Annotated in this window: 17 protein-coding genes and 1 pseudogene; 10 read left to right on the top strand and 8 right to left on the bottom strand. The window is 64.0% G+C overall.

The annotated features are described in order from the left end of the window. Positions 1-13: 13 nt before the first annotated feature. The 6 genes from PP263_RS00990 to PP263_RS00965 all read right to left on the bottom strand — a co-directional run bounded on the left by PP263_RS00990 (position 14) and on the right by PP263_RS00965 (position 9,044). On the bottom strand, positions 14-4,186 hold the full coding sequence (locus tag PP263_RS00990; RefSeq protein ID WP_308366518.1) for a YhdP family protein: 4,173 nt from the start codon (positions 4,184-4,186) through the stop codon (positions 14-16). A 183-nt stretch (positions 4,187-4,369) separates the two neighbouring features. Continuing rightward, positions 4,370-5,860 carry a ribonuclease G gene (gene rng, locus PP263_RS00985; protein WP_308366517.1) on the bottom strand — a complete coding sequence of 497 codons (1,491 nt, stop codon included), beginning with the start codon at positions 5,858-5,860 and terminating at the stop codon, positions 4,370-4,372. After that, positions 5,857-6,477 (bottom strand): Maf family protein, encoded by a 621-nt coding sequence (locus PP263_RS00980; RefSeq protein WP_308366516.1) that lies wholly within the window; start codon positions 6,475-6,477, stop codon positions 5,857-5,859. The genes rng and PP263_RS00980 overlap by 4 nt, the downstream gene beginning before the upstream one ends. 127 nt (positions 6,478-6,604) lie before the next feature. Beyond that, positions 6,605-7,084, bottom strand: coding sequence for a rod shape-determining protein MreD (gene mreD / locus PP263_RS00975; RefSeq protein WP_308366515.1), 480 nt, complete (start codon positions 7,082-7,084; stop codon positions 6,605-6,607). Continuing rightward, complete coding sequence (gene mreC / locus PP263_RS00970) at positions 7,071-7,913, bottom strand: rod shape-determining protein MreC (protein WP_308368667.1); 843 nt, start codon at positions 7,911-7,913, stop codon at positions 7,071-7,073. Before mreC ends, mreD begins: the two co-directional genes overlap by 14 nt. 96 nt (positions 7,914-8,009) lie before the next feature. After that, on the bottom strand, positions 8,010-9,044 hold the full coding sequence (locus tag PP263_RS00965; protein ID WP_091386284.1) for a rod shape-determining protein: 1,035 nt from the start codon (positions 9,042-9,044) through the stop codon (positions 8,010-8,012). Positions 9,045-9,507: 463 nt separating this feature from the next. Between PP263_RS00965 and gatC the strand changes: the two genes are divergently transcribed. The 9 genes and pseudogenes from gatC (at position 9,508) to PP263_RS00920 (ending at position 17,180) form a co-directional block, all read left to right on the top strand. Further along, positions 9,508-9,795 (top strand): Asp-tRNA(Asn)/Glu-tRNA(Gln) amidotransferase subunit GatC, encoded by a 288-nt coding sequence (gene gatC / locus PP263_RS00960; protein ID WP_308366514.1) that lies wholly within the window; start codon positions 9,508-9,510, stop codon positions 9,793-9,795. Positions 9,796-9,825: 30 nt separating this feature from the next. Next, positions 9,826-11,271 carry an Asp-tRNA(Asn)/Glu-tRNA(Gln) amidotransferase subunit GatA gene (gatA, locus tag PP263_RS00955; RefSeq protein WP_308366513.1) on the top strand — a complete coding sequence of 482 codons (1,446 nt, stop codon included), beginning with the start codon at positions 9,826-9,828 and terminating at the stop codon, positions 11,269-11,271. Positions 11,272-11,430: 159 nt separating this feature from the next. Then, positions 11,431-12,897 (top strand): Asp-tRNA(Asn)/Glu-tRNA(Gln) amidotransferase subunit GatB, encoded by a 1,467-nt coding sequence (gene gatB, locus PP263_RS00950; protein WP_308366512.1) that lies wholly within the window; start codon positions 11,431-11,433, stop codon positions 12,895-12,897. Positions 12,898-13,028: 131 nt separating this feature from the next. Next, a complete protein-coding gene (locus PP263_RS00945) occupies positions 13,029-13,328 on the top strand; it encodes a PA4642 family protein (RefSeq protein ID WP_183455662.1) in 300 nt (99 codons plus the stop codon). 12 nt (positions 13,329-13,340) lie between these two features. Next, complete coding sequence (gene cysZ / locus PP263_RS00940) at positions 13,341-14,180, top strand: sulfate transporter CysZ (RefSeq protein WP_308366511.1); 840 nt, start codon at positions 13,341-13,343, stop codon at positions 14,178-14,180. A 16-nt stretch (positions 14,181-14,196) separates the two neighbouring features. Continuing rightward, positions 14,197-14,511 (top strand): annotated as a pseudogene (locus PP263_RS00935) (YbjQ family protein). A gap of 6 nt (positions 14,512-14,517) precedes the next feature. Further along, entirely contained in the window at positions 14,518-14,967 is a 450-nt protein-coding gene (locus PP263_RS00930; protein ID WP_308366510.1) for a heavy metal-binding domain-containing protein, read from the top strand. A gap of 9 nt (positions 14,968-14,976) precedes the next feature. Beyond that, the gene (locus PP263_RS00925; protein ID WP_308366509.1) at positions 14,977-15,756 is read left to right on the top strand and encodes a M48 family metallopeptidase; all 780 of its coding nucleotides are present in this window, start codon (positions 14,977-14,979) and stop codon (positions 15,754-15,756) included. A gap of 257 nt (positions 15,757-16,013) precedes the next feature. Further along, positions 16,014-17,180, top strand: coding sequence for a serine hydrolase domain-containing protein (locus PP263_RS00920; RefSeq protein WP_308366508.1), 1,167 nt, complete (start codon positions 16,014-16,016; stop codon positions 17,178-17,180). A 27-nt stretch (positions 17,181-17,207) separates the two neighbouring features. Here the strand turns inward: PP263_RS00920 and rhlB are convergent, their stop codons facing one another. Both rhlB and PP263_RS00910 read right to left on the bottom strand, forming a co-directional pair. After that, on the bottom strand, positions 17,208-18,707 hold the full coding sequence (rhlB, locus tag PP263_RS00915; RefSeq protein ID WP_308366507.1) for an ATP-dependent RNA helicase RhlB: 1,500 nt from the start codon (positions 18,705-18,707) through the stop codon (positions 17,208-17,210). 184 nt (positions 18,708-18,891) lie between these two features. Further along, positions 18,892-19,527 carry a DoxX family protein gene (locus PP263_RS00910; protein WP_308366506.1) on the bottom strand — a complete coding sequence of 212 codons (636 nt, stop codon included), beginning with the start codon at positions 19,525-19,527 and terminating at the stop codon, positions 18,892-18,894. Between the two features lie 67 nt (positions 19,528-19,594). Between PP263_RS00910 and PP263_RS00905 the strand changes: the two genes are divergently transcribed. After that, positions 19,595-20,947 carry an MATE family efflux transporter gene (locus tag PP263_RS00905; protein WP_308366505.1) on the top strand — a complete coding sequence of 451 codons (1,353 nt, stop codon included), beginning with the start codon at positions 19,595-19,597 and terminating at the stop codon, positions 20,945-20,947. Positions 20,948-20,992: the final 45 nt, after the last annotated feature.

Genomic DNA, 20,992 nt, shown 5'->3' with positions numbered 1-20,992 from the left:
CCGGCGACACAGCTCACCCGGCGGGGGGCGGGGACAATTGGCTGGCCTTCGCCGCCGGTTCCCCCTCCGGCTGGCTCCGCGCCCGGACGGCTTCGTTGATCTGTTGCTCGGCGACGCTGCCCTGGCGTCGCGCGCCCTCGTCGTCGAACAGCCTGTCGAAGCGCACCTGGGGATCGGACCAGGCCCCGCTGATGCGGTAACTGACACTGGCCATTTTATTCATTTGCTTCTTGAACGCCTTGCTGATCAGGTAGACCCCCGCCGCGGCCGGCAGGCCGCCCGCCAACGCCGCCACCAGGGCCAGGTTGTTGCTCACCGGCAGGGTGGCCACCAGGGTCAGGTTCAGGTCCTCCCGTTTCAGGTTGACCCGCCCGGCCATCTGCAGCTCGCTGGTGGGTCCCTCCACCTGGATGGGAACGGCGATCAGCAACTGGCCGTCGCCCTCGAAAAGCACCTCGCCGCGCACACGGTCGAAGGCCATGCCACTCTGGTAGAGATCGGAAAAGTCCAGGCGCAGGCGTCGCGCCCAGGTATCGAAGTTGAACAGCGACAGCAGTCGCAGCAATGCGGAACCGGCGTTGTCCGAGGCGCGCAGGAAGCGCCCCTTGCGGATATCGATTTTCAGGTCGCCGGACAGCAGGTTGCCAGCCACTCGCGCCGGCGAACCGTCCCAGCGCAACGCAGTATCGAAGGTGGCGGATTCGCTCTCGATCGCCGGCTCCTGGCCCCATTGCCGCTGCACATACGCCAGGTCGCCCGCGCGCAGGCGACCGATAAACTGCGACGACTCGCTGCCGTCCTCCGCACGCATCCACATCAGTTGGGCACCCAGCCGGTTTTCGCCCTCACCGCGGCCCTCAACGAGCACTCCGCGCAGGGCGCCGCGGATATCGCTCACCACCAGGCGGTCGGGGGACGGGCGCAGATGGAATGACCAGCGGCCGAAATCCTCCTCTCCCAGGCGCAGGCTCTCGGTGCTGAAATCCACCTGCGGCAGGTCGGCGAAATCGTAGCCCGCCAAGGGGTCCGCCGCCGGCCCGCTCTCTCCATCGGCATCGGCGCTTTCCGCTTTCCTCTTTTCCAGTGCCGGCAGGCGCAGGTGGCTCAGTTTCAGCTGTAGCGGCGCCTCCCCGCCGAGCACCCCGCTCAGCCGGCCTGCGGCAGCCTCGCTGTCGAACTGCAGCTGCCAGTCCGCTCCCAGGCCGCGGCCCTGCAAGTGGATATGGTCTATCCCGGTGGCGCCCAGTTGCAGCCGGTCGGTACTCAGGTCCAGAGTCACTGGCAGGGGCCCCGGTTCCAGCGCTGTCGTCTTCCCGGTGGCCCTTTCGTCTCCATCGTAAACAGCCAGCAACTGGCGCCAGCGCGACAGGTCCACCCGGGGCAGATCCCCGGTAATCGCCAGGCTGCGCTCTCCAGGGAGGCGGGCCTCGGCGTTGAGTGCGATGGCGGCACGCTCCAGTTGGCCGTCCACCTTCCAGAAACGCCCCTGAAGGTGTTCACCGTAATCCAGGTGATAGAGGCTGCCCTCGGCGCCCACGGGCACCCGCAGTACGAAGTGAGTCTTGTCTTCCGCGAGCTTGCCCAGCGGCGCGGGCAGCTTCACCGACACCCCGGCCAGATCGGACGTCAGTTCCAGCACTGCCGAATAGGGCTTGTCCTTGGCCTGCGCGGGGATGGTCACCAGGGCCCGGTAGTCGAAATCACCCTCAAGCCAATCCATCTCGGGGCGGCCACTCCACTCCCCCACCGCCGCAGCGCTGTTGCGCCCGGTCACCACCACCTGGGTATCGCGCATCTCCCCCGCTCCCAGGTGCTGCACCCTGGCCTCCAACTGGCGCCCCCAGAGCTCACCGCTCAGGCTGGTACCCTCGAGACCGGCGTCGCTATCGTAGTGCACCCGCCCTCCCAGGCCGGTGATATCCAGCCTGAGATCCTGGAGGCTCAGGGCACCGCCCTGCAACTCCAGTTCCACATTCTGCCGCGCCGGCAACGGGGCGCCGCCCAGGGGCTGGGACAGGGTCAGCTCACCGCTGATCCCCCCGTCCAGTTTCCAATCGTCGAAGGCGGGGCCCAATCGTTCGCGCAGAGGTGACTGCCGCAGCAGCTTCAGGCCGTCGGCGGCGGGCCCGGACAGCTGTGCGCGCACCCCCAGCAGCGAGCCCTCGCCCACGGCGCTGGGGGTCACTCCCACCTCGATCTGCCGTGCATCGATGTTCCAGAGCTTGGCTTTACTGGCGTTGACCACCACCCGGTCGTCGTCGACCAGCAGCCGCGCATCCACCTCCCGAGCGGCGGGCCAGCCGCGGGCGTAATCCAGCTCGCCGCCGGCCAGATTCGCCGCCAGTTGTACCGTCTGCCGCTCCGGGTGCCGGCCCAGTTGCAGCAGCGCTTCCCTGTCGCCTTCGCGATAGGACGAGCCCCGGTAGACAAAGCCTGCGCTGGTTACCCGGCCGGGATTGCTCTCTCCCAAACCGCGATTCAGCCAGTCGCGCAGGTCGTCGCTCAGGGTGTAGGGCACCAGTGCTTCCTGCGCAGTAACCGGCGCATCGCGCAGGCCCAGGGCCAGGGTCAATTCGACGGCGCGGCTGTGGGGAACGAAAGGCAGCTCCAGCAAAAACTGGCCGGCGATTTCGCCCTCGTCACTGTGCAATTGCAGCCGGCCTGAATTGACCGTCACCGCATTGCCCTCGCGGTCCACGTTCCAGGCCACAGTGCCGCGGGCGCTGTGAAAACGGAAAGGCTCTTTGTAGAGCTGCGGGAAATGCGCGCTGAAACCCTCGCCGCTGTCCAGTTCCACCCGGCCATTGGCGCCATTCAGTTGCAAATAGCCATCCAGCCCTTCCACGGCTGGGGCACCGCGATGGGCCCCGGCGGCGATATTGTGCAACTGGGCGCCGAGAGTTATCTGTCCATCTGCACTGCGGGCGAGCTGGAGGTTGTTCAACTGGCCACTGGGCTCGAGCGCCTCGAGCCATGCCGCGGCATGTTCCGGGAGACAGTCCAAGCGCTGCAATATCTGGCTCCAGGCGGCCAGCTCAAGCCTGTCCAGGGACAATTGCAAACCGGTTTGCTCACTGCCGCGGGCCTGAAGATTGAGAGGGGGCATTTCCAGGTCGCGCCAGTCGACGCGAATATCCTGCAACGCCAGCTGCCAGCTACCTCCCGGCTGCCAGTTGCCGGATATATCACCGGAGAGGGATTGCAGCGGCTCCATCAGGGCCGGTTCACTGGGAATTTCATCCCCCTCCGGCACGTCGCCCTCTGCCCGGGCCAGGTCCATGCGTCCCAGGAGGCGGTAGCCCTGCTTGCCGCCACCCTTCAGCCACAACCGTCCCTGCGCCAGCTTGCGCCCGTTCCAGTGGTATTTTTCCGGCAGGGGAGTCAGCTGGTGCAGCAGAGCGACGATGTCTTCGTCCACCAGCAGTTCGTTCAGTTGGAGATAGCCGTTGAGGGAAAAGCGGGACTTGCTCCGGGGATTACCGCGCCCCTCCAGTACCAGGCGCAGGGTCTCGCCATGGGGCTGTTTGGTATGGGGGACCGTTGCAATGCCGACCGGCTCGCCGGCGGCGCGGGAGATAAATGCGCGTGCGCTCAGGCGGTGGAAGGAGCCGCTGTTCTCCAGCAGTACCTGGGGCAGCTCGATCTGTGCAGCCTGGCCTTCGGGCAGACGCAGGGTGAAACTGGCATTGCGCACCTGCACTTTCGGGCCCAACAGGAAGATGCGCGCGGGGTCTCCCAGGTGCAGTTGCCCGGCTTCCCCTTGTGAGGTTCCCCCCGGGGCGGCGGGCGGAAAGCCGTCTATATGCCAACCCCCATCGGCTGTGCGACTGAGTTGGGCGCTGAAGTCATCCACCTGCAGATTCTTCCACACCAACTCGCGGTTCCACAGGCTGGCCAGCAGGTCCAGGTGGAAGAGGCCGTAGCCCATGTGCACCTCGCCCTTCTCCCCCAGCCGCAGGCCATCCACCTGCAGGGCCACTTCCAGGGCCTGCCACCGCAGGGACAGGCCCTGCATCTCCACCGGGGCGCCGAGGCGCTGGGACAACCAGTCGCTGATCTGCGGTCGGTACTCCTCCACCTGGGGAGAGAGGATTCGCCCGGTCTGCACCAGGATGGCGAGCCCGATCACCAGCGCCACCGCCAGCAACCAGACTTTGCGCGCGAAAAGACGGAGCCAGCAGATCATTTGGGGGCTCCGGGTTCGGAACTCGGGACCGGGAACCATCGGGACCCGGGAGCGCCTGCAAACCGGCGTCGATGGAGCAGATTGACGGGCGCAGCGGAGTCGGGGGGCGGACAATGGTCTGCGCCCCGGCACAAATTCCTTACGCGTTCCAAAGTTCCGGGTCCCAGATCCCGGATCCCGGACCTATACCAGAACAATGTCATACTGCTCCTGGTTGTAGATAGGCTCCACCTGAAACTGTATCGGCCGTTCGATAAATTCTTCCAGATCCGCCACATTGGCCGATTCTTCGTCCAGCAGCAAATCGATCACCACCTGGCTGGCCAGTACCATGATCTTTTCGCTGTCGTAAGCTCGCGCCTCGCGGATAATTTCGCGGAAGATTTCATAGCACACAGATTCCGCGCTCTTCAGGGTGCCGCGACCTTCGCACACCGGGCAGGGTTCGCAGAGTATCTGTCCCAGGCTTTCGCGGGTGCGCTTCCGGGTCATCTCCACCAGCCCCAGCTCGGATACGCCGGTGATACTGGTCTTGGCGTGGTCCCGCTCCAGCGTTTTCTCCAGGGTGCGCAGCACTTGGCGCTGGTGCTCCGGGTCCCTCATATCGATGAAGTCGATAATGATGATGCCACCCAGGTTGCGCAGGCGCAGCTGGCGGGCAATGGCCGTGGCCGCTTCCAGGTTGGTCTTGAAGATAGTCTCTTCCAGGTTGCGGTGGCCCACGAAGGCGCCGGTATTGACATCGATAGTGGTCATCGCCTCGGTCTGCTCGACGATCAGGTAGCCGCCGGATTTGAGCGTGACCTTGTTGTGCAGCGCCTTGCGGATCTCCTCCTCCACACCGTAGAGGTCGAACAACGGCCGCTCCCCGGGATAGTGCTCCAGGCGCCCGGCGATTTCCGGCGCGTACTTGCCGGCAAATTCCACCGCGCGGCCGTGAGCCTCGCGGGAGTCGATGCGGATTTTCTCCGTGCAGGGACGCGCCAGGTCGCGCAGGGCGCGCATAAACAGCGGCAGGTCCTCATAGATCCCCGAGGGTAGCGGGCGGGTGTCGATGCGCTGCTCCAGATCCGCCCACAGTTTGTAGAGGAAGGGAATATCCCGCAGCAGTTCCCCCTCGCTGACCCCCTCGGCCACGGTACGCAGAATAAAGCCGCCGTCCCCGGACTGCCCGGATTCCGCCAGCTTGGCGGAGGCCTGCTCCACCAGCCCGCGCAACCGCTCGCGCTCTCTCTCGTCCTCGATACGGTTGGAGATGCCGATATGGCGGGTCTGCGGCATATACACCAGGTAGCGGGCGGATACCGACAGGTGGGTGGTGAGGCGCGCGCCCTTGCTGCCAATGGGGTCCTTGACCACCTGCACCACCAGCGGCTGGCCCTCGCGCACCAGGACGCGGATATCCGCCACCTCCGCCGGCTCGCGGGACTCCATACCCTCTTCGTCCAGGGGCGCGATATCCGACGCGTGGATAAAGCCGGCCCGCTCCAGGCCGATATCCACGAACGCCGCCTGCATGCCGGGCAGTACCCGCACCACCTTGCCCTTGTAGATATTGCCGACGATGCCGCGGCGCGCGCTGCGCTCCAGGTAGACCTCCTGCAGCACACCGTTCTCCACCAGCGCCACACGGGTCTCCGTGGGCGCCACATTGATCAACAGCTCTTCGCTCACGCGCCCCGCTCCATCTCGCACCAGTAAGGAATGGCAGCCTTTTCCAGCATCGGTACCACCGCCTCCAAGGGCAGCCCCACCACATTGCTGTAACTGCCGCTGATGGACTCCACCAGCGCCGCACCAAGGCCCTGGATGCCGTAGCCGCCGGCCTTGTCCAGCGGCTCACCGGTATTCCAGTAGGCCCGGATCTGTTCAGTGTTCAGATGTCGAAAGCGCACCCGGGTTTCCACCAGTTTGCTGAACTGGCGCTCGCTGCTGCGCAGGCAGACAGCGGTCAGCACCGAGTGCTCGACGCCAGACAGGGCCAGCATGGTGGATTCGAAATCGGCGAAATCCCGGGGCTTTTCCAGCACCCGGTCGCCCGCCAACACCAGGGTGTCGGCACCCAACGCCCAGAGGGAGGGGTCCGCCGCCCCGGCAGCTTTCAGCCCGGCGGTCGCCTTTTCCCGCGCCAGGCGCTGCACATAGTCCTGTGGGGTCTCGCCATCGGCGCGGATCTCGGCCACAGAGGGGGTTACGCGGGCGAAGGGCACGGCGATCTGCGCCAGCAGCTGCGCGCGGCGCGGGGAACTGGAGGCGAGGAGAAGTCGGCTGTCGGCGGAAGAATTACGCACTGATCACTACTTATGGTTATTTCCGTTGATGGCCCGGCGACAGATTATAGCGGAATTGTTCGAAAAATAACCGCTTCTTTACCCGCCGTTACTCAGAGGCTGTTCACAGCCTGGCGTTTCCGGCCGTTTACCGGACCTGCAGGCGCCCCGCCGTCAGTTCCAGCCAGGGAACCATCCAGGGCCACAGCAGGGCGCTGGTCACCGCCGGCCACAGGAAAGTCAGGCCGGGCACAGGCTTGCCCGCGAGACTGTGTACCCAGTTGCCCACCACCTGGTTGATTCCCACCAGTACGAAGACCCACAGCAGCTGCTGGGCCGGGTTGAAAGCGCGGGTGCGGCGGTAGGTGAGCAAACTGAAATAGGCCAGTACCGCCAGCGCCAGCGCGTGGGTACCCAGGGTGGCGCCGGTGACCAGGTCCTCCAGCAGCCCCACCACCCAGGCGAAGCCTACCCCCAGGCTCTGCGGCATCCGCGAGACCCAGAAGATTACCAGCAACGCCGTGAAGGCCGGGCGGAACCACAGCCAGTTCTGCGGCAGCGGCATCACCGCCAGCAGCAGCGCCATCAGTACGGTGACGGCGATAAACCAGCGGTTATTCGCCTCCACCGGACGTCTCCCCTTCGCTGATCACCGCCAGCACGAAGCGACTGCGGTTCATGCGCCCGCGGGGCAGTACTTCCACCTCGGCGAAGGCCCGGCCCGGGTCCCGTTTCACCGAGATCACCTCGCCCACCGGGTAGCCGGCGGGGAAGCGCCCGCCGAGGCCGGAGCTGAGCAGCAGGTCGCCCTCGCGGATATCACTGGTATTGGCCAGGTGGCGCAGTTTCAGCCGGTACAGATCGCCGGTGCCCTCGGCCACCGCGCGCACACTGTTGCGCAGCACCTGCACCGGCAGCGCGTGGCTGGCATCGGTGATCAGCAGGACCCGGCTCACGGAGTCCCCCGCCTCGATCACCTGCCCCAACAGGCCGCTGGCGTCCATGATCGGCGTGCCCTGTTCCACGCCGTCGTCGCGGCCCTTATCGATCATCAACACATGCTCCAGCGGGTCCGGGGACACGCCGATCACCTGCGCCACCAGCACCCGCTCGTCGACGGATTCCGCGGAGTTCATCAATTCTTTCAGTTGGGTGTTTTCCGCCTTCACCGCCGCCAGCAGTTGGCTGCGCTGTTCCAGCAGCAGTATCTGGCGTTTGAGACGGCTGTTCTCCTCCAGCAGCTCCTCACGGGTGCGCAGTTGCTCGCCCGCCCAGTCGCCGACACGCTCGGGAGCACCGGTGATCCAGTAGAAAGGGGCGGCCAGGTCTGCGGCGCGCTCGCGCAGCGGCTGTAGCCAGTCGGTGTAGAGACCGATAACAATCAGTGCGGCCGCCACCAGGCCCAGCACGAGGATGCGGGACTCCGGCGATGGGCCGCGGGTAAATAGCGGTTTAATATCCAGACTCCGTTCAGATGACAGAGGGTCGAAGACAGATTGTTATTGTACTTTGTAGGAGCGGCGGGGCGGCCGCTCCTACAGGGGAAGATCCAATTAGTTGGATACCAGATAGAGGCGGCTCTTGTCCATCATATCCAGCGCCTTGCCGCCGCCGCGGGCGACGCAGGTGAGCGGGTCGTCGGCGACGATCACCGGCAGGCCGGACTCCTCCATCAGCAGGCGATCCAGGTCGCGCAGCAGCGCGCCGCCGCCGGTGAGCACCATGCCCCGCTCGGCAATGTCCGAGGCGAGTTCCGGCGGCGACTGCTCCAGCGCGCTCTTCACCGCCTGCACTATGCCGGTGAGCGGCTCCTGCAGGGCCTCGAGGATTTCGTCGGAATTCAGGGTAAAGCTGCGCGGCACCCCCTCCGCCAGGTTGCGCCCGCGCACGTCGATCTCGCGCACCTCGCTGCCGGCGTAGGCGCAGCCGATCTCCTCCTTGATACGCTCGGCGGTGGCATCGCCGATCACACTGCCGTAGTTGCGGCGCACGTAGTTGACGATGGCCTCGTCGAAGCGGTCGCCGCCGATACGCACGGAATCGGAATAGACCACCCCGTTCAGGGAGATGATGGCAATCTCGGTGGTGCCGCCGCCGATATCCACCACCATGGAACCGCTGGCTTCCTCCACCTTCAGGCCGGCGCCGATAGCCGCCGCCATGGGCTCCTCAATCAGCCACACCTCGCGGGCGCCGGCGCCCATGGCTGATTCCCGGATGGCCCGGCGCTCCACCTCGGTGGACTGGCAGGGCACACAGACCAGCACCCGCGGGCTGGGGCGCATCCAGCTGTTCTCGTGCACTTTCTTGATAAAGTGCTGCAGCATCTTCTCGGTCACCTGGAAATCGGCGATCACCCCGTCCTTCAGCGGCCGGATGGCGGTGATATTGCCGGGAGTACGGCCGAGCATGCGCTTGGCTTCCACCCCCACGGCCTCGACGATCTTCTGGCCGTTGTAGTGGCGGATGGCGACGACTGAGGGTTCATCCAGAACTACGCCGCGATCACGGACGTAGATCAGCGTGTTGGCGGTCCCCAGGTCGATAGACAGATCACTGGAGAACATGCCCCGCAAACGTTTAAACATGGAATTCGGTTACCTTGTTCTAATTACAGCGCCCGGGGCGGGCGAAGTAGACGCGGATTCAGGCGTCGTTAAAGCCTAGTTAGTCCGCGCGGAAAATTCTGAGTTCCGGGCCGCATTTTTAAGGCCCCGGGGCCGGCGGTGCGCAGACCCCGGCCAGAATCGGCAAACTCTAACAACGGCGGGGATTCAGGGCAAGGCAGAAAGCCCGCAATTCCCACAAACCTCCTACTGCGGCGGCCCCATGGCACATGCCGGGCGGCTTTCACTCGGTCGGAGTGCTCGATGTACAATCTGTACGCCTGCGCTCTCCTCGGTCGCGAAAGCCACCCGGCATGCACCCTGGAACCACCTCGCTACGGAGGTTTGTGAGAATTGCGGGCTTATATGCTAAATTTGCCGACCCCCAGCCTCGCCCCGACCGAGGCAACTTTGGATTCGCCACCCGAGCTGGAGCCCGACCCCCATGGCCGTAGACACGCAAACTGTAGAAAAACTGGCAGAGCTGGCCCGTATCGCCATCTCCGAGGAAACCATCGACGAAGTCGGCAACCGGCTCGGGGAGGTACTGCAGCTGGTGGACCAGCTTCAGGCGGTAAGCACCGAAGGCGTGGCGCCCATGGCCCACCCTCTTGACGAAATCCAGGTATTGCGCGCCGACGAGATCACCGAATCCAACCGCCGCGAGGAATTCCTCGCTCTGGCACCGCAGTCCGAAGGCGGGCTGTATCTGGTCCCCAAAGTGATCGACTGAAACGCCCTCACAGAATAATCAGGGAATTCCATGCATCAGCTAACCATCGCAGAAATTATTCGCGGGCTGCGCGACAGGCAGTTTTCCAGCGTCGAAATCACCGGCCACCTGCTGGGCCGTATCGAACAGCTGGACGGCAACTACAACAGCTTTATCACCGTGACCCCGGAGCTGGCCCTGCAACAGGCCGCTGCGGCGGACGAGCGCCTCGCCGCAGGCGACGCGCCAGCCCTGTGCGGCGTGCCCCTGGCCCACAAGGATATCTTCTGCACCGAGGGCGTGCGCACCAGCTGCGGCTCGAAAATGCTCGACAATTTCACCCCGCCCTACGACGCCACCGTGGTGGAGAATTTCAACAATGCCGGCGCTGTGACCCTTGGCAAGACCAATATGGATGAGTTCGCCATGGGCTCCTCCAACGAGACCAGTTACTACGGCCCGGTAAAAAACCCCTGGAACACCAACTGCGTGCCCGGCGGTTCCTCCGGCGGCTCCGCGGCGGCAGTGGCTGCACAGTTGGCGCCCGGCTCCACCGCCACCGATACCGGCGGCTCCATCCGCCAGCCGGCGGCACTGACCAACACCACCGGGCTCAAGCCTACCTACGGGCGCGTATCCCGCTGGGGCATGATCGCCTTCGCCTCCAGCCTGGACCAGGGCGGCCCCATCGCCCGCAACGCGGAGGACGCCGCCTACCTGCTGTCGGCAATGGCGGGCCACGACCCGAAGGACTCCACCAGCCTGGACCGGCCGGTGCCGGACTACATCGCCGGACTGAACGGCGATATCGCCGGCCTCAGGATCGGTGTCCCCGCGGAGTATTTCAGCGACGACCTCAATCCGCAGGTGGCCGCACGGGTGCAGGACGCGTTGAAAGAATATGAAAAACTGGGCGCACAGCTGGTGGAAGTCAGCCTGCCCCACACCCACCTGGCGGTGCCCGCCTACTACGTGATCGCACCGGCGGAGGCCTCCGCCAACCTGTCCCGTTTCGACGGCGTGCGCTACGGCCACCGCTGTGAAGACCCCAGGGATTTGCGCGACCTGTACATGCGCTCCCGCGGCGAGGGCTTCGGCGAAGAGGTGCAGCGGCGCATTCTCGTGGGCACCTACGCTCTGTCCGCCGGCTACTACGACGCCTACTACAACAAGGCCCAGCAGGTGCGCCGGCTGATCAAGCAGGACTTCGTGCAGGCGTTCGAAAAAGTGGACGTGATCATGGGGCCCACCACCCCCTCGCCGGCCTTTGCGCTGGGGGAGAAAAAAGCCGACCCGGTTGCCATGTACCTGGAGGATATCTACACCATCGCCGCCAATCTCGCGGGACTGCCCGGCATGTCCCTGCCCTGCGGCCTGGTGAACAACCTGCCCGTGGGCCTGCAGATTATCGGCAACTACCTGGATGAGGCGCGCATGCTCAACGTCGCGCACCGGTATCAACAGGTAACCGACTGGCACAAAGCCAGCGCGGTTTAAGAGGCTGGGCGCGATGCGGCTTTTCGGGACACGCTGTAAATACGTCCCTGTACGCTCGTAATCGGCATCCATGCCTCATACGGTCCCGAAAAGCCGCATCGCACCCAGCCTTGTGCCACCGGCAATTTTTGGACTCCGAACAGATTCAGGAGAAATCACGTGGAATGGGAAATCGTTATCGGGCTGGAAGTCCACGTCCAGCTCGCCACCAAATCAAAACTCTTCTCCGGCGCCAGCACGCGCTTCGGCGCGGCGCCCAATACCCAGGCCTGCGCCATCGACCTGGCCATGCCGGGGACCCTGCCGGTGCCCAATGAGGAGGCTTTCCGCGACGCGGTGATGTTCGGCCTGGCGATGAACGCGGAAATCGGCAGGCGCTCGGTGTTCGAGCGCAAAAACTATTTCTATCCGGACCTGCCCAAGGGTTACCAGACCACCCAGCTCGCGCAACCGATCGTCGGTCCAGGGGAAATCGAGATTCACCTGGAGGACGGCTCCAGCAAGAAGGTGCGCCTGCACCACGCGCACCTGGAAGAGGACGCCGGCAAATCCCTGCACGAAACTATTTTTGAAACACATGGCCACGGCATGTCCGGCATCGACCTGAACCGCGCCGGCACACCGCTGATCGAGATAGTGTCCGAACCGGATATGCGCAGTGCCGCGGAAGCCGTCGCCTACCTGAAAAAAATTCACAGCATCGTCACCTACCTGGGCATTTCCGACGGCGATATGTCCCAGGGCTCCATGCGCTGCGACGCCAACGTCTCCGTGCGCCTGAAGGGCGAGGAAAAACTCGGCACCCGCACCGAGATCAAGAACGTCAACTCCTTCCGCTTCGTGGAAAAAGCCATCGTGGTGGAGGCCCAGCGCCAGATCGACCTGATCGAGGACGGCGGCAGTGTGGTGCAGGAAACCCGCCTCTACGACGCGGACAAAAACGAAACCCGCTCCATGCGCAGCAAGGAAGTGGCCAACGACTACCGCTACTTTCCCTGTCCGGACCTGCTGCCGGTGGAACTGTCCGAAGACTATGTGGAAATGGTGCGCAGCCGGCTGCCGGAACTGCCGGATGCCAAATACGCGCGCTTCCAGAGCGAATACAGTCTCTCCGCCTATGACGCCGACCAGTTGACCCAGGAGCGCGCGGTCGCCGACTATTTTGAAACCGTGGCGAAAGAATCCGGCGAACCCAAACTGGCCGCCAACTGGGTCATGGGCGAGTTGGCCGCGCTGCTGAACCGGGAGGAACTCCCCATCGAGCGCTCGCCGGTTTCCGCCGAACAGCTGGCGGGGCTGATTGCGCGCATCACCGACAACACCATTTCCAGCAAGATCGCCAAGCAGGTGTTCGAGGCCATGGCTGCCGGTGAGGGCGATGCAGACGCAGTGATCGAAAAACGCGGCCTGAAACAGGTCAGCGACACCGGCGCCATCGAAAAAATGGTCGACGAGGTGATCGCCGCGAGCCCCGCGCAGGTGGAAAACTACCGCAAGGCCGAGGAGGCCAAGCGGCCGAAGATGATGGGCTACTTTGTCGGCCAAATCATGAAAGCCTCGAAGGGCCAGGCCAATCCGCAGATGATCAACAAGATCCTGAAGGAAAAGCTCGACGCCCTCCTGTAAACCAAAAGAACCTTGTAGGAGCGGCCGTTGGCCGCGATCGATATTCGTATATGGCATCGAACCCGATCGCGGCCAGCGGCGGATGGCCGCCCCGCCGCTCCTACAGGGAAGAGTGAATTAAGGAAAAAATTGTGAGCCTGAAGAAAGACAAACAAAAAGTCCTCGGCGAAGTCTTCGACGACGAGCGCATTGCCGGCTTCCTGATCGGCGAACCACCCGAGGGCGTGACCCGTGACTACTACCTGCTGGAGCGCGCCTACCGCAGTATGAAAGCGGAAAATTTCGAAACCTTCGTGCGCCTGTTCCGGGAACAGAACCTGGACCTCAACAGCCCGGGGCCGGACGGCAAGACCCTGCTCGCACGTATGGAGGAGCACCGCCAGGGCAGCGACTACGCGGCCATCCTGCGGGCCGCCGGGGCCAAGCTTTAAGGAGCGGGCGCCATGACCTCCAACCCGGTGCACGGCGTGAACGCGCTGATCTACGGCGCAAAGCTGCTGGCCCGGCGCGAACTGCGCCCGTTCATCATAGTTCCGCTGCTGATCAATCTGGTGCTGTTTATCGTGCTGACCGCAGTGATGCTCTCGCAGCTGGGTGGTCTCGCGGACTACCTCGGCAGCCTGCTCTCACACACGCCGGTGGATACCGGGAATATGTCCTGGTGGGAGGCCACCATGGCCAAGGGCGCCGCCTGGGCCGCCGATGTGTTCCGGTGGCTGGCCTGGGTAATCGCCCTCGCAGTGCTGTTGCTGTTCTTTTTTGTCTACGGCTACGTCTTCGCCATTATCACCAATATTATCGCCGCACCGTTTAACGGCTTCCTGGCGGAGAAGGTCGAGGAGCTTCTCACCGGCCGCCCACCGCCCGCGGAGCCCCTGGGTCGCATGATATGGCGCACCCTGGGGCGCGAGCTGCGCAAACTGAGATACTTTATCGGCTGGGGCCTGGTGATCCTGGTGGTGGCCCTGTTTACCAGCTGGACGGTATTTATCCCCGCGGTGATGGGCGCGCTTTGGGGCGCCTGGTGCATGGCGATCCAGTATATCGACTACCCGCTGGACAACCACCAGCGCCCCTTCGATGAACTGAAAAACATACTGCTGCGCAAAAAGCTCACCACCCTGAGCTTCGGCGGCGCTGTGATGCTGGCAAAAATGGTGCCCGTACTGAATATTTTCGTGATGCCGGCGGCGGTGGCCGGCGGTACTGCGCTGTGGATAGAGCGGCTGCGGCAGCAGGGGGATCCGGGCACCGGCCAGGTTATTGAAACACAAGACCAATAAGTAAGAAGGAAGCAGTATGCTGATTACCAATACCGAAACATTTCCCGGCAAGACCATCACTGCCGTTCACGGCGTCGTATCCGGCAGCACCGTCCGCGCCAAACATGTGGGCCGCGATCTAATGGCGGGGCTGAAGAACATCGTGGGCGGCGAGCTCAGGGGCTACACGGAGCTGCTTACTGAGGCCCGAGACTAGGCCTTGGAACGTATGGCGCAACAGGCCAGGCAGGTGGGCGCCAACGCGGTGGTGAACGTGCGCTTTTCCACCTCGGCGGTATCCGCCGGCGCCTCGGAAATCTATATCTATGGCACCGCCGTCACCGTGGAGTAAAGCACCATGATCGAGCTATGGATTTTTCTCACCCTGCTGGTCACCGGCTATGGCGTGGGGCAGTTTCTGGAAAAGCGCCATTTCCGCAGCATCGAAGAACGCGAGCGGGCGCTGCTCCAACTGGCCACCACCAGCAGCCGCAACCCGATTGGAAAAGTGGGCCACATTACCCGCGCGGAACTGGTCAGGGGCAACTGCTGTATTTCCGTGGACTATTTCAAGCGTATCGCCGCGGGCCTGCGCGCCCTCTTTGGCGGCACCGTCGGCAGCTATGAAACCCTGCTGGATCGCGCCCGGCGCGAAGCCACTCTGCGCCTCAAGGAATCCTGCCCCGGCGCCACCCAGATCATTAACCTTCGGGTGGATACCTCCTCGATATTCCAGGGTCAGGGCCGGCAGACGGGCACTGTTGAAGTGTTGGCCACCGGCACGGCAATCTATACCGAGCCGAAATAAACCCTGGAAATGCAATATCGCCCCCGACTGCCGGAACACAACGTCAACATCCCCCGCCGCCACCCGCTACGGGACTTCGGCCAGTTGCTGGCCGGTCTTGGGGTGATACTGGCAGTCATCTACCTGGCGCTGGGGCTGCTGGTGGATACCGCGGTCGATCACCTGTCCGCCGAAACGGAGCTGGCCATCTACGATGCCATGAACCTGGAGGCGCTGGGAAAAATCTTTGCCAGCGAGAAAGAAGCCGGGGAGCAACTGGCACTGACGGAATCGGTACTGGAACAACTGCTTCCCTGCGCAGGCCTGCCCTATCCCATCTCATCGCACCTGATCGCCTCACCGGAGCTGAACGCCATGGCCTTTCCGGGCGGCGCCCTGGGGATCACCTCCGGCCTACTGGAAGCAGTTCACAGCGAGGGCGGGCTGGCCTTTGTGCTGGCCCATGAACTGGCCCACTTCCGGCACTGGGACCATTTGCGCGGCCTGGGCAGGGGGATAGTGCTGGTGACCGGCGCCGCAGTGGTCACCGGCGGCAACGCGGATCTGGGTGCCTTGCTGAATCCGGCGCTGAACCTGCAGATGGCGCAGTATTCCCAGGCACGTGAAAGCGCGGCGGACCGGGAAGCCCTGGCCCTGATGACCTGCGCCTACGGCAATACCGAGGGCGCGGGCGAGTTGTTCCAACAAATGCTGAAGCGGAAAGAGGAAAAGGGTTATCTGGGCCACTATTTCTCCAGCCACCCGCAGACCCGCAAGCGGCTGGAGGCAATAGAAGCTTTGGGCCATTAAAGGGTAAATTCCGGCAGAAAATCGCAACTGAGTTCGGGTCAGAGGGGAGTAGCACTAAGTTAAGCGATAACCCTGATGCGAAGGGCCTGATGCCGGGGGCTTTTTGCGGGACTGTCTGCGAGAGGGACCTCGCGGACAAGCCTCCAGGGATGGATTAAGGGGGGGGCGCCCAGCCCGTGTCCCGCAAAAAGCTCCCGGTAGCAAGACCGCCCGAGTCCTTAACTTGGTGCCATTGGGGTCAGAGGTAAAAAACCATTATGTTGAAGTCCGTTTTGCTCGCAGCCGCGCTGCTGTTGCCCTGTGCCCAGGCGAGCGCCCAGCCTCTAAATACCCTCACCGAACAGTTTGACGCGGAGTTCCGGCAAAAACTGGAGGAGGCCGGCATCCCCGGGGGTGCCTATGCGATAGTCCAGGGCGATAGGATACTGCTGGCGAGGGGCCACGGCCTGCGCGCACTCGCTTCTGAGGACAAGATAGATCCCGATACGGTATTTCGCATTGCCTCCGTGTCCAAGACCTTTGCCGCGGAGGTGACCGGGCTGGTGGTACGCGAGGGGAAATTGAACTGGGAAGACCGGGTTAACCGCTTCCTGCCGGAATTCCGCTTCAAGACGCCCGAAAAATCCAAGGCACTGCAGGTGCAGCACCTGCTGGGACAGAGTTCCGGCCTGGTACCCAATGCCTACGACAACCTGCTGGAAGCCAACCAGCCTTTGGAGCGCATACTGCCGCGCTTCCGCGAACTGGACCCGCGCTGCCAGCCCGGACACTGCTACGGCTACCAGAACATTCTGTTCAGCCTGGTGGAGCCCATACTGAAAGAGGTCACCGGCACTCCCTATGGGGAGCTGGTGGACACGCGTATCTTCCGCCCACTGGAGATGCACCGCGCCTCGGTGGGCAGGGATGCTTTCCTGGCCGCCGAAAATCGCGCTCTGCCGCATATCAAGCGGGACGGGGAATGGAAAACCGGCGAGGTCAATGCGAATTACTACCGGGTGTTGCCCGCCGCCGGCGTCAATGCCAGTGTCACAGACCTGGGTAAATGGCTGATCGCACAAATGGGACACAAGCCGAAGGTGATTCCGCCGCAACTGGTGGAGGAGATCACCCGCAAGCGGGTGCGCACTCCCAAGGACCTGCGCCGAAAAGCCTGGCGCGATCACCTGCAGGACGCCCACTACGGGCTGGGCTGGCGTATCTATCAGGTGCACGGGGAGGATCTTGTGTACCACGGCGGCTGGGTACAGGGCTATGTGGCGGATATCGCCTATTCACGGAGACTCGGCGTGGGCCTGGTGGTGCTGCTGAACGCGGAGAGCAGCGTGATCAGTGAGATTTCCGCAGGCTTCTGGGCCCGGCTGCTGGAGCCGGCCCGGCTGGCACAGCACCAACCGGTTCTCAATACAGAAGAGGCGCACTGACCCCAGTGCAGTGCGCGGAAAGCTAAATCAGCGGCGCGGACGGCGGCCACCACCACCAGCACCACCGCCACCGCGGCGCCCGCCGCGACTGTCGCCGCCGGGTCCGCTACTGCGTTTTACTTTTACCTTGGGCGGCTCCACCAGCAATTCCTCCGGCGGCTGTTCGCACTTGAGCTTTTGTCCCAGCAATTGCTGGATCGGCTCCAGGCGCATGGCATCGTCCTCGCAGGCGAAGCTGATGGAGGTGCCGGTCTTTCCGGCACGGCCAGTGCGGCCTATGCGGTGGACGTAATCCTCCGGTTCCTCTGGCAGAGTGAAATTCACCACGTGACTGATGCCCGCGATATGGATGCCGCGGCCGGCCACGTCGGTGGCCACCAGCACCTTGGTCACGCCCGCCTTGAAATCTTCCAGGGTACGCACGCGTTTGTTCTGGGGAATATCGCCAGACAGAATGCCGGCGCTGAAGCCGTGCGCCTCCAGGTTTTCGTGCAGGCGGCGGCACTGGTCGCGGCGATTGGCAAAGACGATCAGGCTGTCCACCTCGTCGCTCTGCAGGATGTTGTACAGCAGGGTGTACTTCTCGTCGCTGGCCGCCAGGTAGACCCGCTGGTCCACGCTGTCGGTGGCCACCCGCTCCGGCTCGATCTCCACGATCACCGGGTCCTGGGTCCACTGTTCCACCAGGGAGTCCACTTCCGGGGTGAAGGTGGCGGAGAAGAACATGGTCTGGCGGTGGGTCTTGCGCGGAGTCTGGCGCACGATGCGCCGCACCTGGGGGATAAAGCCCATATCCAGCATGCGATCGGCTTCGTCGATCACCAATACTTCCACCTGGTCCAGGTAGCAGTCCCGGTTGCTGGCGAAGTCCAGCAGGCGGCCGGGAGTGGCGACCAGTATATCCACCAGGCGCTCGTTCAGGTTGCGCTGCTGTTTCTGGTAGTCCATGCCGCCCACCAGAGTGTGGATCTCCAGATCCGTGTATTTGCACAGGGCCTTGGCGTCGTCGGCGATCTGCATCACCAGCTCGCGGGTGGGGGCGATGATCAGCGAGCGCGCCTCGCCGGCGTAGCGCTCGCCCTCAAACGGGTTCTTGAGCAGGTCATCGATAATGGTGATCAGGAAGGCGGCGGTCTTGCCGGTGCCAGTCTGGGCCTTGCCCACCAGGTCGTGGCCGTTGAGGGTGTGGGGCAGCGAGCGGCCCTGGATCGGCGAGCAGTACTGGAAACCCTGGTCGTAAATGGCGTGCATCAGCTCCAGGGGCAGATCCAGGTCGTGGAAACGCACCTTGCCTTCCTGTTCCGGCACCTGAAACTGGTCCAGGGACCAGGGAGCCTTGGCTTTCTGGCCCCCGCCACCGCGCTGCCCGCCCCTGCCGCGGCGGGGATTGCCCCTGTCCGGGCCGGCCGGCTCGGATTGGGAGTTCTTTTCTCCCTTGGGCCGAGGACCCTGCTCGGGCCTGGAGCCCTCGGGCTGAGTGTCCTGTTCATCTTTGGACGCGGAACGGCGGAACAACTTTCCTATCAAGTGAAATACTCGCTCAAATGCTTACAAATTCGCCGGGAGCGAATTTGAACGCCGTAGGTGACCGCCGGATGGTGGGAATGCAGATTTGTAGGAGCAAAATCTGCCGCCCGCAGGGCGGACGCCGTGAACGGCGTGGGTTAAATAATCGGCGAGTATAACATCTATATGGGCCGGAGCCCGAACTCTATCTACGCGGGGGCGACTGTTTGGCGCAGTGGCGGCAGATCCAGTCATCCAGGCTGACAAAGCGCCCCGCCCCGCTGAACAGCAGCGCGAGCAGCATGACGAAGTAGGTAGCGGCAAACTCTATGCCGTTTTTCAACACTGTGAAGTTGCCCGCCTCGGTGAGCCAGCCGTAGTTGCCGTGCTCCTTGAGCAGGGTAATCGCCCGGCCCTTGCGCGCCGCCGCCTCGGCGATCAGGTCCTGGCGCCACTCCCAGGGCATGACCAGGGTCTGGTCCGGCAGCGCGGACCAGCCGTATTGCCAGTGGACGGTCACCGCAGCCACCGCCATCACCACCATCAACGGTATCGCCGCCAATCGCACCCCCAGCCCCAGCAGCAGTGCCACACCGCCGACCAGTTCGGTCAGTATCGCCAGCCAGGCCATCAGCAGCGGCGCCGGCAGACCCAGCCCCCAGTCGGGATTGCCAAACCAGGCCGCCACACCCTCGATACTGCCGATTTTATTCATTCCCGAGAGGATAAAAATCGGAGCCAGGTATAGGCGCAATACCAGCGGGCCCAGCCAGTCCAGCGAGCGCACGCCGCGCAAAAAAATCCCGTAAAGCCGATTGAACCCACCCAGTGCGCCATCCATAATCCCGCCCTCTTTATTGCAGTTGATTTTTCCTTTAGTCGGCGCGCCGCTCCACCTGTTACACACCATGCCCAAACTCTACCGCCGCGCCGCCGCCACCGAACTCTCGCACCTGACCACCCTCGGTGGTCCGCTGGTGGTGAGCAACCTGGCGGTGGTCAGCATGGGTGTGACCGACACCATCGTCGCCGGCCGCGCCAGCGAAGTGGATCTCGCCGGCCTCGCCCTGGGCTCCAGTATCTGGGCGGTCTGCGCAGTGACTCTGATCGGCCTGCTGGCCGCGGTCTCGCCGGTGGTGGCGCACCTGCGCGGCGCGCGGGACGAACCTGGCTGCGCCCGGCAATTGCAGCAGGCGCAGTGGATTGCCCTGATCGGTGGCCTGGTTGTGGTGGGTGCATTGCTCGCGGTGCCCTGGTGGGGCCAGTGGATCGATACCGAGGAACCGGTGCGACGGGTGATGCAGCAGTACCTGCTGGCACTGGCCACCGGTACCCTACCCTTCGCCATGGGCACGGCCCTGCGCGGTTATTGCGAAGGAATGGGCCGGGTGCGGCCGGTGATGCGCATCTATCTCGCGGCCGCGGTGCTGAATATTCCGCTGGATATCCTGATGGTGTTCGGCGCGGGGCCGGTTCCGGCCATGGGCGGCGCCGGTTGCGGCTGGGCCACCAGCCTGGTGAGCTGGTCCATCGCCGCCGCGCTCTTCTGGCATGCCGGCAGCGATCCGGCCTATCGCTCCCTGAAACTCAGCTTGCGGCCTCCCAGGCCCCACTGGCCCACCCAGCGACACCTGATGGCTGTGGGCCTGCCCGTTTGCATCGGCGCCGCCAGCGAAGTGACCTTCTTCGCCAGCCTGACGATACTGCTGGCCCCCTACGGCGCCACCATAGTGGCGGCCCACCAGATAGGCCTGAGTATCGGCTCTATCTTCTACCTGGTGGCCCTTGCACTGGCCCAGGCGCTGAGTATTCGCACCGCGCAGTTGCTGGGCCAGAACCGCCCCAAACGCGCGCGTTTTACCAGTGCAGTCGGGGTCGGCAGCGGGCTGCTGTATGCCCTCGCCACCGGCGTGCTGCTGATCGCCCTGCGGTACCCCTTCGTGCTCGCCTATACCGCCAACGCGGATATCATCGCCGTGGCCACCAACCTGCTGTTGCTGTGCGCCGCCTTCCAACTGGTGGACGTGGCCCAGGCCATGTCCTGGGGCGCGCTGCGCGGCTACCGGGACACCCGCGTACCCATGGTCCTGCAGATATTCTCCTACTGGCTGGTGGGACTCAGCAGCGCCTATTGGCTGGGGGAGAATCTCTGGGGTGTGTACGGCTACTGGACCGGTCTCTGTATCGGACTCGGGGTGGCTTCCATTCTGCTCGGCCTGCGTCTCCGGCGCACCAGCCACCGGGCGATACCGGCAACCTGATCCGCGTTTTCGCCGACCGCCGCGCAGTTCGCCGGGAACGCTTTC

The organism is Microbulbifer sp. TB1203 (assembly GCF_030997045.1).
Classification (GTDB): domain Bacteria; phylum Pseudomonadota; class Gammaproteobacteria; order Pseudomonadales; family Cellvibrionaceae; genus Microbulbifer.
The sequence above is the reverse complement of the archived record's forward strand: the minus strand, read 5'-3'. Positions and strand labels throughout refer to the sequence as shown.